The sequence below is a fragment of the Clostridium sp. AF50-3 genome, assembly GCF_003477445.1.
GTDB classification, from domain to species: Bacteria; Bacillota; Clostridia; order Lachnospirales; family Lachnospiraceae; genus Otoolea; species Otoolea fessa.
In genome coordinates this window covers 162671-176244 of the sequence record NZ_QUDH01000004.1, presented here as the reverse complement: position 1 = coordinate 176244, position 13574 = coordinate 162671, and the positions used below count along the sequence as shown (strand labels likewise).

The following is a 13574-nucleotide window of genomic DNA, read 5'->3' as shown; positions in this document are numbered from 1 at the left end:
TCCTGTTATTTCTCTTCCTCAGTTTTCATACGGCTCAGCTCCTCGCCCGCAGTTCCATACTCTTTTTCAATCGCCTGCGTCACCGCGCCGAAAAACTTCTTCTGTGAATTGTCATAATGTTCAAATTTCTTATTTTTTCGCTCCGGATCACTCATCTCACTCCGGTATGCTGCCTCCTGCAGCTCCTTTTTAATAGGATCCTGAATCTCACACAGGCACTCAAGCAGGAGCGGGTTAAATGTACCACACTCTCCGTTGCAGATCATCTGCACCGCCTCCTCATGAGAATAAGCCTTTTTATAGACGCGCTCACTTGTCAGCGCATCATACACATCCGCCAGCGCCACCACCTGCGCTGAGATCGGGATCTCCTCCCCTTTTAGACCATCTGGATATCCTTTTCCATCATAGCGCTCATGGTGCCAACGGCAGATCTGGTACGCCACTTTCATCAGCGGCTCATCCTCATACATCTGAAGATTCGCAAGCATGTCCGCACCGATCACTGTATGTTTTTCCATGATCTTACGCTCCTCCGGCGTCAGACGACCCGGTTTATTCAAAATCTTCTCGTCAATTCCGATCTTTCCGATGTCATGCAGGGATGATGCCGTGCTGATCAGCATCCGGTTCGACCAGGACAAGGGATATTTGTCCGTCTTCTTGACGAGCTGTTCCAGAATCATCGTCGTCAATATATTAATATTGAGTACGTGCATACCGCTCTCGCCATTTCGAAATTCCACGATCTCGCTCAGAACACTGATCAGCATCCGGCTATTCTTCTCTTTCTCAAAAACCTGGTTCGTCACCATTGCCACCAGGCGGCGCTGTTTCGCATACAATTTGATCGTATTTAAGACACGCCGGTGTACAACCTCCATATCGAACGGGCGCTTGATATAATCAGAAACTCCCCACTCATACGCCTGCTTGATGACCTCGCCCGAATCTTCGCCCGAAATCATGATAACCGGGATATCCCCGATCAGGTTGTTGCGGTTCATGTATTCCAGACCCCGAAGCCGTTCATCCCCGGCATGACGATATCGAGAAGAATCAGGGAAATCTTCGTCTCATAACGGTTCAGCATGTCGAGACATGCTGAACCATTTTCTGCCTCCAGAATCTCGAATTCGCCTTTCAGCATTTCTGAGAGAATCATACGGTTCATCTCCGAATCGTCCACGATCAAAATGCGGTAACGACTCGCATTGCGCCGCCCGGCTGCCACGATCTCCTCCGGTGTCCACTGTCCATCTTTCTCAGTCACAATCATGTTCTTGGAGGTCTTCGCCTGATACATAAATTCGTCCGCCCGGCACATCGCCTTCCCGACTGTCTCCCCGTTCGTCAGCGTACCGCCGATGCTGACTGACAATTTCAGTTGCGGATATCCTTCAACACTCATGTTGCAGATCAGATCCTGTATCCGATGCAGCTTCTCAACAAATGCCTCCAGACTGATGCCCGGCATCACAAGCAGGAATTCATCCCCGCCATAACGCACCAAGCGGTCCGTCTTACGGATACAGCTTATAATCGCCGCCGACACCGTCACCAGCACTTTATCGCCCGCCACATGCCCATATATATCATTGTAGGTCTTAAAATCATCCAGATCGAGCATCGCGATACCGGCATCCATCCGCTGCTCTTTTAACTGATCTTCAAAATATCTCCGGCTGTAGCTCCTCGTCAGTGCATCCGCATACAGCTCGCGCCTGTAGTGTGCAAATTTCTTAACGAGTGCTTCTCTTCCCTCTGCGTCAAGAAGTGTCTCATCATCCAGACAGGAAATCATCTCCACCACACAGGGAACTCCATCCACCTCCAGATACTTCGCGATGACCTGATACATCTTCAGACCGATAAATTCAAGCTTCATGCACTGTCCCTTCATCGCAAGCGCGCGCTGTGCCGCACAATTCTCACAATTCTTTCCTTTTTCCCAGAACGAATAGCATTTGCAGTCCTCGGATCGGAGTTCCCCGTTCCTCACGTCCATCTTATGGAGTAGATCTTTATCTAAAATACGTACAACCGTAAATATCCTTTCCATCTGTGCAATCATTTGTTCCAATTCCTGCGCCGTCATCTTTGTATTCAAATTCATCATTTTATTTTTATCACCACCTAGCAAATATATAATTTTATTCTACATGATTTCCGGTATGACAACAAGCATTTTTCTCATGCTTCCTGTACATAATTACCGCCCCTGTGTTACTGTTCACGCATACGTACCCCGTAACACGTGATTCACACACTTCCCGTTGTTCACAAAAGATTCCCTTTATTTTTTAGGCGTTTCGTATTACAATAAGGATATCGAATCGTATAGAGAGGAGTATCAACATGGCAAAAAAACATTTTGGTAAATTACTGACACTGGCAGCTATCGTCGGCGCTGCAGCAGCTGGTGTTTCTTACGTCTTACAGTATAAATCATTCCACAAGGAACTGGATGAGGATTTCCACGACTTTGAAGATGATTTCGATGATTTTGACGATGCCGGCGATAAAGAAGCTTCCAAGGCTTCTGATACAGCTGCCTCCGAACGCAGCTATGTTTCCTTAAATCCGGAGAAAAAGGAAGATCCGGCTGAGACTCCAGAGGAAACTTCTGAACATTCTGAGGAAAGCGAAAAAGCTCCGGCTGATGCAGATGTCTCTTCCGAAGAACCAGTCAAAACAGAAACCGTCCGCGCAGATGCTCCGGTTTCCGAGGACGGCGAATCTTCTTCCGAGAAAGAAGATTCCGACGCAGCCCCGGATGACAGCACAACCGTGACGGTTGAGGAAATCACAGAATAACACAGGAGGATTCTTTGCATGATACAAAGTCTTCTCCGCGCGATGGAACTTCTGGAACTTTTAAAAGAAGCCAACCACAAATATTCCATCGCAGAACTTTCCGAATCAACCGGGCTTCCGCCCAGCACAATCCACCGGATTTTGCAGACATTTTGTGAAAAAAAATACGTGATCCGCGATGAACACGCGCACACCTACCAGCTTGGTCCCGCCCTCATCTCTCTCGGTCGGGCGGCGGCTGACAATGTGCGGATTCAGGATGCGGCGCTTCCGATTCTCAAGAACCTCTCCTACTGTACCCGTGAGGATTCCTATCTGATCATCCAGGTTGGCGACAAGGGACTGGTACTTGACAAAACGGACGGTCCGAACCACCTCAAGGTCGTCGAAGAATTTGGCTATGAGATGGATCTGCACTGCGGTGCGATCCGCAAGGCGCTTCTGGCTTTCCAGAGCGACGAATACATCCGCCGCTATCTGGACACACGCTTAAACCGTCCTGAGGCATTCCCAAAGGCGGATCCCGCAGAATTGGCAGAAGAACTCCGCACCATCCGTGAAAAGGGCATTGCCGTTTCCCACGGCGAATACGTCCCGGATGCAGTCGGGATCGGTGCTCCCATTTACGGTATTGACGGACGCATTTCCGCTTCGGTCGGAATCATCGCACCGTATTCCCGTATTGAAGATGACACACATCTTCTGCACCTGCAGGATCAGGTCCGCCACAGTGCGGCAGAATTGTCCTATTATATGGGACATACATTTAAGCAGGAGAAATAAAATTACGGTTCACGGGTAGGCACTTTTGGAACCGAAAGTGCCGTACGAAAACGTGGTGGCAGCAGGAATTTGCCGTATTTAAATGCGAAGCCACGGCAAATTCCGTTACTAGGCACGTCTGCGTGAACAGTAACGAAATAAAAACAGGGGGGATATTATCAAAGATTCGGATATACATCATATCCGGAGCTTTGAGATATCCTCTTTTTTAATAGTTTTGCAAAAAGGAGATTTCACTTTATGATTAATAAACGCTTATTTTTAGCAGGCTTAACAACGGGTCTTCTCTCCCTCTCCGCCGCTTTCCCGGCGATGGCAGGAAGCTGGAAAAATGGAGCTGGTGACAATGCTGCCCGCTGGTGGTACGACAACGGTGACAACACCTGGGCGGCAAATGGCTGGCGCTGGATCGACGGCAACCAGGACGGCGTCAGCGAATGCTACTATTTCGACGCCGAAGGCTGGCTTCTAACCTCCACCACGACACCGGACGGCTACAATGTAAACGCAGACGGCGCCTGGACGGTAAACGGCATCGTTCAGAGCCGCCAGACCGCGGCTTCCGATGAATTCGATAACGAAAGCTGGGACGATTTCCAGAACAGCTCCTCCAAAAAGACGAAAAAAACAGCCACCAGCTCCAGCAGGACGCCAGATTCTTCCAGCGATGATAGCAGCAGCTCCAACGGAAGCTCCGGCAGCCACAGCAATTCCGGAAGCTCCGGTCCGTCCAAAGAAACCTCTTCTACTTCCGGAGACAAAAAGCCGGATGCTCCAAAGAAGAACTCCAAACAGGAACCAGGCAGCGGCTACCGCCAGGGGTCTGTGACGGATGAGCAAATTGCAAATAATAGTTCTTCTGACTCCACTAAGGAATAAATAAATGTATGCCGCTAGGCGCACCAAACAAACGCCCCCGCAAGAAAATCTCCTGCGGGGGCGTTTCTATCTCATCATTCAGTTTCCCAAACGAATCTTCTATTATTTCTGAAGTGCAAGAACGTCAGCGAATGCCTGAATAGCAGTGCTTGCCTGACCGAAGTCTCTCATCTGCTGGTCGATACCCAGTTTGATGTGCGGAACGCCTGCATCGTTCAGAGCTTTCTTCAGGTATGGATACTCCATCTCCTCCGGATCACAGAACTGCTGCATAAACAGTACCAGACCCTGAGCGCCGCTCTCTTTAACCATGTTAGCTACGAACTCACCACGACGGTTCTTGTCAGATTCCGGATCGTACAGAAGTACTTCGTAATCGATGTTAGCGAACTGTTTAGCCAGTGCTCTAACCGGATCCAGCTCGTCTTCCGGAGCATCTACACGGAAGGAACGTGTCTCGTGTGCCACATCATCTGCAGCGATAGCGATGTTGTTCTCTTCGAAGATAGAAAGCAGCTTCGGATTATCACAGATAATACCGGAGGTAACAACCTTGGTTCCCTTCCAGTCACAGACAGGAAGTTTAGCCAGCTCTGCGTTCAGCTCGACAAGCTTTGCAGTGTACTCCGGCTTCTCCATGAAGTAGAATGCCTTCAGAACTGCGGAACGTTTGGTTGGTGTGATAACATCACAGTGCTCGTTAGCCAGTTTTACGAACTCACGGCGAGCTGCACGGCTCTTGTTGTATACAACGATAGCATCCTGGATATCAGCATCCGTAATTTTTCTGCCTGCGATTTCTTCCAGATCTGCTTTAACATGGTTGTACTGATCGATACAGAACTGAAGACCAAACTCTTCGAAACGGTTCTGCGGATGAGCTAAGAAGATAACTTTCATCTTGTCGCCCATAGCTACACGGAAGTTCTGGCTCATCGGACGAAGAGTATCACAGATAGTAGGTGTGATAATACCGTCTAACTGATCCATAGTTCCATCCAGCAGCATCTCCAGAGCTAACTGAGCGATGGTGCAGTAGAAAGTAGCGCAGTACTCTTTTGCACGGCTGATGGTCTTAGTGTTGGAACCCCACATACCCATCGGAACGATACCAGCGGCATATACAAGCTCTTCCGGAGCGTAGTAAGGAAGAACACCAACTACTTTTTTGCCCTGAGCTTTATATTCAGCAAGCTGCTGCTTCGGAGTTGCAGCTTTTACCTTAAATTCTTCTAATAATGCGTTAACACTCATGGTTATTTAGCCTCCTTTGCCTGCTTATTTGCTTCCATTGCCTCAACCAGACCCTCTACACGAGTCTCGTACTGAGCAGCATTGAAGTTACGCGGGTCAGCCTGATCGCCGTCGAAACCAGCACACGGGATACCCAGGTCAGCAGTAAAGCGACGCTGCATCTCAGCCATGTAACCACTCCACGGTTTACAGCTTCTGTTGTAGTGAACCAGAACGCCATCTACCTTGTTGTCACGGCAGATGCCTTCACGCCAGTCAACACCCTGCTCGATGCAGACAGAGTTCGGAGCTTTGTAGTAAGCACGAGCCATCTCATCGATGTTGTTGTAAACGAAACCGAATGCCGGAGCATATACAACGGCAGTAACGTTTACACCGTGGGTCTTCAGCGGTTTGAACAGAGCCGGCAGTTTCGGCCAGCACGGAATACCCTCGAACATAACACGGTATTTCTCCGGGAACGGAGTTGTGGTCTCACCCTTCTTAACTGTCTCTTCCAGGTCTTTTGCAAGTAATTCAAAAGCATCACCAGCAGCTACAGTAGCACGTGCAGTTACAACGTCTGCCATGTGGTTGAACAGGTCAAATCCACTGTATGGAGCCGGTTTGTACTGCAGGAAATCACAGACTTTCAGCCAAGCCTTAGCGGTACGGTTAGCGTTTGCACAAGCCTGCTCGAACTTCTTCTCGTCGAACTTCTTGCCTGTCAGCTCTTCCAGCTGTTTGATCGCTTTGTCGAACTGAGCGCGAACGTATTTAACATTCTCATCATGAACTTCTACTGTATTGTTGTACGGGATATCGATCATGATCAGCGGAATGTTACACATACGAGCGATGTTCTCATACCATTTTGTCATACAGTTACAGATGTTGTTGCAGCAAAGAACGAAATCCGGCTGCGGAATACGCATCTGACGAATCGGAGAAATAGCCTCAAGACGTTTCTCTTTTTCCGGACCATCCGGGAGTTTTTCAATCTCAAGCAGGTTGTCCAGCTGCAGATACGGAGTCTGAGTCTTCGGATCCTTCTTCGGTTTTCCGTCTTCACCCATCACTACGTTGCCGTCAGCATCTTTTAATGGTTTACCTGTGCTCGGATCGATGATGTATTCACCAGTCTCCGGATCATACTTACGGGATACACGTACACCAGCTGCATATGCAAGGCTGATACGAGCGTAACCGCAGATATCGTTGTCATATCCAAGATCCTCAGCTGCCTGGCACATCAGCTCACCGTAACGGTTAGCTGCGATACCAGCTGCCTGGTTCTCCGGATACATAACGTGTAAATCAAATGCTGCTGCAAGCTCACACGGGAATTTGGAAGAAGACCATCCAACTAACTCGCCTCTTGCTTTGGCCTCACGCGCCTCTTTGTGTACGTCATCTACGACTTTACGAAGCGCAAGAACACCAGGACTAACTTGTTTTGCCATAATAATTATCCTCCATTCTTAAAAATTAACTTAGTTACTTCTGACGGCTGGCTACCTGATATGCCATCAGGGCTGCGCCAAGCGCGCCGTTATACTGTGTCAGCGGGGATGTACAAATCTTTACGCCAAGCTCAGCCTCAAGCGCATCTACTACGCCCTGGTTCTGAGCCACACCGCCTGTCATAACGACATCCGGCACTACACCGATTCGGTGGGCAAGACCCGTGACACGATGAGCCACTGAACGATGAATACCGGCAATGATATCACATTTATCCGTTCCCATCGACAACTGGCTTATAACCTCACTCTCTGCAAAAACCGTACAGGTGGAACTGATTCCTACCTGCTTCTTGGACATAGCGCCAAGACGGCCTAGATCACTTACCTCAACTTCGAGAACGCGAGCCATAACATCCAGGAATCTTCCGGTTCCGGCTGCACACTTATCGTTCATCTGGAAGTTTGTCATGACACCGTCCTCAACGCGAAGAACCTTCACGTCCTGACCGCCGATGTCAATTACGGTATGAACCTTCGGGAAAAGGAAATAAGCGCCCTTTGCATGACATGACAGCTCACTCATCTGCTTATCGGCAATTCCGTCCATCAGAGATGTACGTCCATAACCGGTAGCCAGTGTGAATGCCATATCTTCTTTCTTGAGGCCTGCATCTTCCAGAACTGCCTCGATGGCACGGCTTGGACCGCTGGTACCTGCTCCAACGTCAATCAGAGACTTACCTACGATCTCCTTGCCATCCTTCAGGATGATACATTTGGAAGCTGTAGAGCCTACGTCGATACCTAAAGTGAAAATTTCGCTCATGATGTATCTTTTTCCTTTCAATACTGACTTTCTATGCCTGATTTTTGTTTCAACGATGTTTTGGCAGATCCGTGCTATCACATCGTCTCCACCCATCATAATACCACAAAATCAACTAAAAGTCGCTGTAAAATCTTGAAAATGTTATAAAATAATTCTTAACAAAACTATTACTTATTACTTATCTGCCTGAGTATACCAATAAATCGAGCAAAGGTTCCAGTTCCTTTGCCCGATTTATCTGCAAGCATCCGGCAAAACGGTTCATTTACAGTCATACAGACAAGCCGCTTCGCCAGAGCCTCACACTATTCACACTATCAATTTGTTACTTATCACTATTTACACTATCACTGTCAGCCGCGTACTTACGCGCCTTCTCTTTTTAAAATGTTATCTTAGCGGCACCTATCACAATGCCGTTTTAATTTGATAATTATTTACCGTAGTTGATGAACTCACGAGTAGATCTCGGAGCCAGCATCTGATGCATCGGGCAGATAGCCTGAGCATTCTGATAATAAGCCTCGGTAAATGCCTGGATGTACGGACGAAGATCGGTCAGATCTACGATCTCATCAACCATACCCTGTTTTGTACAGTATTTCGGACGAGATTTGTCTGTGTACATCTGGATCATAGCGTTCATCTTGTCGATGATCGGCTGAAGCGGCTCGCCAGCTTTTTTAGCTTTAACAAGCTTTCTGGAGTACATAGCGTTTGCAGCGGTCTCACCCGGCATTACGTAGTACTCGCAAGCACCTGTACCGATAGAGAATACGTTGGTGTTGTTGCCCTGCGGACCACCCAGAACGTAGTGAGCAGCAGCACTTGCCTTACGAAGAGTAACCTCAAGAGACGGAAGCTTAGCATTCTCGATAGAGTAGATCAGGGACTGACCTAAACCAAGCAGCTCTGCCTTCTCAGCGTCATCGCCTACATCGATACCTGTGGTATCCTGCAGCCAGATAACCGGTGTCTTATCACGAGCACACAGAGTAACGAACTCGTTCATCTTAATCAGACCCTGACGGTACAGCTTACCACCGATACCTACAGAACCCTGTTTGTACTCCGGATAGTTCATGAGTAAGCCCTGTACGTTAGCGATAACACCAACCAGAAGGCCGTTAACTTTTGCAAGACCAGCAACGATCTCCGGACCGTAGCCTTTCTTGTACTCGAAGAACTCACTGTTATCGAACAGACGGCCGATTACATCGTAGATGTCGTACGGACGTTTCTGGTTCATCGGGATGATGCTGTACAGATCCTCAGCCGGAAGCTGCGGAGCCTTCGGGCTGTCAACACGGAAGAACTCCAGGTTGAAGCACGGAAGGTAGTTGATGTACTTCTTGATTCCCTCGATAACGCCTAAATCATCCTCGTAAACTTCACGGAAGAATCCTGTCTCATCATAGTGGATCGGCACGGAACCCGGAGCCGGAACGTGATGTTTGCTGTTCTCGATCTGAGCGTTAACGATCTGCTCTGCTGCTTCCTCATCGATGTAACCTTCGGGTTCATACCGGAAAGGATACCAGCGCCACCAACTGCCATGTTCGCATCTTTATGAGCGATCAGGATAGTCGGGGAAATGCTGTGGTAACCACCACCTGCCGGGTTGGTTCCGTAGATACCTACGATAACCGGAACACCAAGCTGGTTTAACTCAGCGTTGCGGAAGAACGGTGTACCACCACCACGACGGTTCGGGTATACTTTGTCCTGATTCGGGAACTCAACGCCTGAGCAGTTTAACAGGTATACTAACGGCAGATGCAGCATCTTAGCGGTATCTGCAGCGCGGAGCAGGTTATCTGCCTGTCCCGGAACCCAAGCACCAGCCATCTTCTTGTTATCAGAAGCGATGATGTAAACCCATTTGCCATTTACACGGCCAAGACCATTCAGAACGTTAGTTGTCTGGAAACGGTTGTCTTCCGGATTGTAAAGGCTGTTTAACGGGCACCATGTACCTGGATCGATCAGGGCGTTGATACGCTGTGTAGCAGAAAGCTGTCCACGTGCGTTTAACTTCTCTTCGGTTGTGATACCAGCATCAAGAGCCTGCTTAATGGACTCATGGATGTCGTTCTCAACAGCCTTCAGTTCCTGCTCGTTTTCCGGATTCGGATTAACCAGAGCTTTACCAACGGTAGGCATATTCTGGAAATATCCTGGCATTGAATACATATTCATGTCTTCTTTTCTCCTTATAAAATAAAAAATAAAAATGGTTATAAATGAATTGCTTGCGGGACAGTTCGTCTCCTGTCCCGCCTGCAATCAGTAACTAATTAATCGACAGAAATGATATCTGTCTTGATTCCCTATGGAAGGCTAATTACTTAGTCTCCTTCGGAACTTTGATGAATGCCTGACCTGGGTCGATCTCTTCACGAATAACGCGGATGATCTCCGGATCCGGACCTTCCATCAGCTGAGCTCTGGAGGTATCGATCTCGAAACCAGTGTTCTCCTGAACCATTTCCGGAGAGGAGAATGGATAGTAGTAAGCCAGGTACATTCTCTTGGTCTCTTCGTCGAATTTCATGATACCAAGATCGGTAACTACCATCTGCGGTCCACGGTTGCCCGGAAGACCTGCTCTCTCACGTCCGCCAGGGCCGTCCATCCAGCCACAGCTTGTGATGTAGTCAACATGCTCCATGAATCTTCTCTTCTGATGCTGCATCATGATGATGGTGTTGCAGAAGGTAGCGATTCCGTTTGCACCGCCAGAACCGGTGAAACGTGTGGTAGGTTTAACATAATCACCCTTACCAAAGATACAGGTAGAGTTAACGTTTCCGTACGGGTCGATCTGAGCGCCACCGATGAATGCGATCATACGATCAGCATCATGTAACCACTCATTAGCCTCGAAACCTACGAAACGAACGTTTGGCCACTGTACTGCACAGTGAGCCATGAAACGGTTGTCACCTACAGAACGCGGAACCTCGATCGGAGAACAATCCATAAGACCACTCTCTACGATCGGATGGCAGCTCGGGCAAACAACACGTTTTGCCAGGGATGCACCGATTAACGGAAGACCGGTACCAACGATAACGATCTGATTTTCTTTAATATTTTTTGCGATGGCGTAAGCCTGCATTTCCTGCTTTGTATACTTTGTATAATCAGCCATTTTAGATTTTCCCTCCCTCAATTAATGTCTGGTAGAATAGCCAAGATGCGGCTCATTCTTAAGGTTCATGAGGCGAGCGCCGCCCAGTACGTTGAGCAGATCATCCTGATCCTTGCATCCATATACATACTTCTGAAGGTAATCCTTGAAGGTCTCCGGAATCTTGGTGCCGTCAGCAGCATCTTTTGCAGCCTGTGCAGCAACTTCTGCAGCTTTTGCAAGCTTCTCATCTTCCGGCTTAGCAGCAGCAGCCTTAGCAGCTTTGTCTGCAGCCTTCTGAAGCTGTGCCTTAGCATCCTCAGCGTCAAGGTACTTGGAAGCCTTGTCGTACTCTTTCAAGCCCTTATCATCATCATCATAATAGCCGTAGCACTGTGCCGGCCAAGCACCGTACGGTGCACGAACAACGGCGTCTACACACTCACCAAAGATTCTTGTCTTGGTTGGGTCACGACGGATATACTCATCACTTACGATCTCCTCGCAGGTAACGATACAACGTTTTGCAGCTACAGCGATATCTACGTCATGGAACTCATCACCATCGATGATACAGGTTCCATCCGGAGATGCCTGCTGAACATGGATGATAGCGCAGTCAAGCTTCGGAACCGGAACAGCCAGCAGCTTCTCGCCTGGCTCAAGCGGGTTCTCGATCTCTACGCATTTCAGGTTGTCAACACCTTCCATGGTTCTTCTCTTCTCTTCGCTGATACCCCAGAACTTAACAAGTCCGGAGCCCTGCATCATACGTACCGGCAGGTACGGAAGACCCAGAGATGCAGCATGAAGCTGAAGCATCAGAACGTCCTGAGAATAATCCTCATATGTAAGCTCACCCTTCTCGATAGCTGCACGGAAACGACGAGCTACGTTGGTGTAACCAGAGTTTGCAGTATAGCAGTTGATGTAGGCTCTCACACGGCCCTCACCGATTAACGCATCCCAGTCACCACCTGCCGGGCCAGACCAGCCTACAAAACCAGTTTTACCCTGACGAAGGATCTCGTAAACTGCTGCATACGGTTTACGGTTTGTTGTAAATCCGCCGAGACAAAGTACATCGTTGTCACATACATACTTTTCTACGGCATCGTGTAAAGACATTACTTTATTAGCCACAATAAAGCCTCCTTTAAAAAAATTTTCTATAACTACCTATATAAATAAGTAAAAACGGGATCCGGTACTTCCGGCGCTGCGGTCTTTCGCAGGCCAGATGCAGCCAGATCCCGGCTGCAACAGCCAAAAATCAATATTCGATTAACCGAAAATCAGCATGAAGAAACCTGCTGCTACGGCAGAACCGATAACACCTGCTACGTTTGGTCCCATAGCGTGCATCAGAAGGAAGTTGGTCGGATTCTCTTTTGCACCAACTGTCTGAGAAACGCGGGCAGCCATCGGTACAGCAGATACACCAGCGGAACCGATTAACGGGTTGATCTTGCCGCCGGTTACAGCGCACAGCACCTTACCAAGGAGAACACCTCCGATGGTAGCGAATGCGAATGCAAGAAGACCCATGCAAACGATAGCGATGGTCTGAACACGCAGGAAGATCTCGCCGTTTGCGGTCGCACCTACGGTAGTACCAAGCATGATAGTTACGATGTTGCACAGTGCGTTCTGAGCTGTATCAGAAAGACGCTCTGTAACACCAGATTCACGAAGCAGGTTACCAAGCATCAGCATACCAAGCAGCGGAGCTACGGACGGAAGAAGCAGGGAGCAGAACAGTACTACGAATACCGGGAATACGATCTTCTCAACCTTGCTTACCTTACGGAGCTGCTTCATAACGATGGAACGCTCTTTCTTAGTGGTAAGAAGCTTCATGATCGGCGGCTGAATCAGCGGAATCAGCGCCATGTAGGAGTAAGCGGCAACGGCGATCGGAGCAACCAGATCCGGTGCCAGGTTGTTAGCTACATAGATAGCGGTCGGACCGTCTGCACCACCGATGATACCGATAGCAGCTGCCTCACCTACTGTAAACAGACCAGTTGCGTTAGCCAGCATGAATGCAATGTAGATACCGAACTGAGCAGCTGCACCAAGCAGAAGGCTCACCGGGTTTGCAATCAGTGGACCAAAGTCTGTCATGGCACCTACTGCCATGAAGATCAGACACGGGAACAAACTGGACTTAACACCGCCGTAGATGATACGCAGAACACCTGCGGTATACCACGGCTCGCTTTCCTTCATCAGGTCAGCCAACGGCAGGTTTGCCAGGAACATACCAAATGCAATCGGAAGCAGAAGAAGCGGCTCGAACTGCTTTTTAATTGCCAGGTATAATAATACAAAAGCAATGAGAATCATTACACAGCTTCTCCAGGTCAATGCTGCGAAACCCGACTGTGCAAGAAGCTCTTTTAATATTTCAAAAAAGTTCATTACCTAACCT

The 13574-nt window shown here is 48.6% G+C and carries 11 protein-coding genes and 1 pseudogene; 3 read left to right on the top strand and 9 right to left on the bottom strand.

Annotated features, from left to right (window positions below):
* Positions 1–5: 5 nt before the first annotated feature.
* A complete protein-coding gene (locus DW085_RS20455; protein ID WP_347475000.1) occupies positions 6–1007 on the bottom strand; it encodes an HD domain-containing phosphohydrolase in 1002 nt (333 codons plus the stop codon).
* Positions 1004–2119, bottom strand: a complete 1116-nt coding sequence (locus DW085_RS20450; protein WP_347474999.1) for a diguanylate cyclase — start codon at positions 2117–2119, stop codon at positions 1004–1006. Before DW085_RS20450 ends, DW085_RS20455 begins: the two co-directional genes overlap by 4 nt.
* Before the next feature lie 239 nt (positions 2120–2358).
* Here DW085_RS20450 and DW085_RS06515 point away from each other — a divergent pair, with 239 nt between their 5' ends.
* The 3 genes from DW085_RS06515 (at position 2359) to DW085_RS06505 (ending at position 4479) form a co-directional block, all read left to right on the top strand.
* On the top strand, positions 2359–2817 hold the full coding sequence (locus DW085_RS06515; protein ID WP_118491891.1) for a hypothetical protein: 459 nt from the start codon (positions 2359–2361) through the stop codon (positions 2815–2817).
* Positions 2818–2835: 18 nt separating this feature from the next.
* Positions 2836–3600: an IclR family transcriptional regulator gene (locus DW085_RS06510; RefSeq protein ID WP_117796391.1), complete on the top strand. Its 765-nt coding sequence runs from the start codon at positions 2836–2838 to the stop codon at positions 3598–3600.
* Positions 3601–3840: 240 nt separating this feature from the next.
* A complete protein-coding gene (locus DW085_RS06505; protein ID WP_118491889.1) occupies positions 3841–4479 on the top strand; it encodes a hypothetical protein in 639 nt (212 codons plus the stop codon).
* Between the two features lie 102 nt (positions 4480–4581).
* Here DW085_RS06505 and hgdB read toward each other — a convergent pair whose 3' ends face one another.
* The 7 genes and pseudogenes from hgdB to DW085_RS06470 form a co-directional block, all read right to left on the bottom strand.
* Positions 4582–5733: a (R)-2-hydroxyglutaryl-CoA dehydratase subunit beta gene (gene hgdB / locus DW085_RS06500; protein WP_117796389.1), complete on the bottom strand. Its 1152-nt coding sequence runs from the start codon at positions 5731–5733 to the stop codon at positions 4582–4584.
* Between the two features lie 2 nt (positions 5734–5735).
* On the bottom strand, positions 5736–7175 hold the full coding sequence (hgdA, locus tag DW085_RS06495; RefSeq protein ID WP_107000302.1) for a (R)-2-hydroxyglutaryl-CoA dehydratase subunit alpha: 1440 nt from the start codon (positions 7173–7175) through the stop codon (positions 5736–5738).
* Positions 7176–7209: 34 nt separating this feature from the next.
* Complete coding sequence (gene hgdC / locus DW085_RS06490) at positions 7210–8004, bottom strand: (R)-2-hydroxyglutaryl-CoA dehydratase activase HgdC (protein WP_107000303.1); 795 nt, start codon at positions 8002–8004, stop codon at positions 7210–7212.
* A 436-nt stretch (positions 8005–8440) separates the two neighbouring features.
* Positions 8441–10206: pseudogene (locus tag DW085_RS06485) on the bottom strand (carboxyl transferase domain-containing protein).
* A gap of 145 nt (positions 10207–10351) precedes the next feature.
* Positions 10352–11161 (bottom strand): glutaconate CoA-transferase subunit B, encoded by an 810-nt coding sequence (gene gctB, locus DW085_RS06480; RefSeq protein WP_107000305.1) that lies wholly within the window; start codon positions 11159–11161, stop codon positions 10352–10354.
* Between the two features lie 21 nt (positions 11162–11182).
* A complete protein-coding gene (locus DW085_RS06475) occupies positions 11183–12283 on the bottom strand; it encodes a CoA-transferase (protein WP_022359951.1) in 1101 nt (366 codons plus the stop codon).
* A 141-nt stretch (positions 12284–12424) separates the two neighbouring features.
* The gene (locus DW085_RS06470; protein WP_117796388.1) at positions 12425–13564 is read right to left on the bottom strand and encodes a sodium ion-translocating decarboxylase subunit beta; all 1140 of its coding nucleotides are present in this window, start codon (positions 13562–13564) and stop codon (positions 12425–12427) included.
* Positions 13565–13574 lie beyond the last annotated feature (10 nt).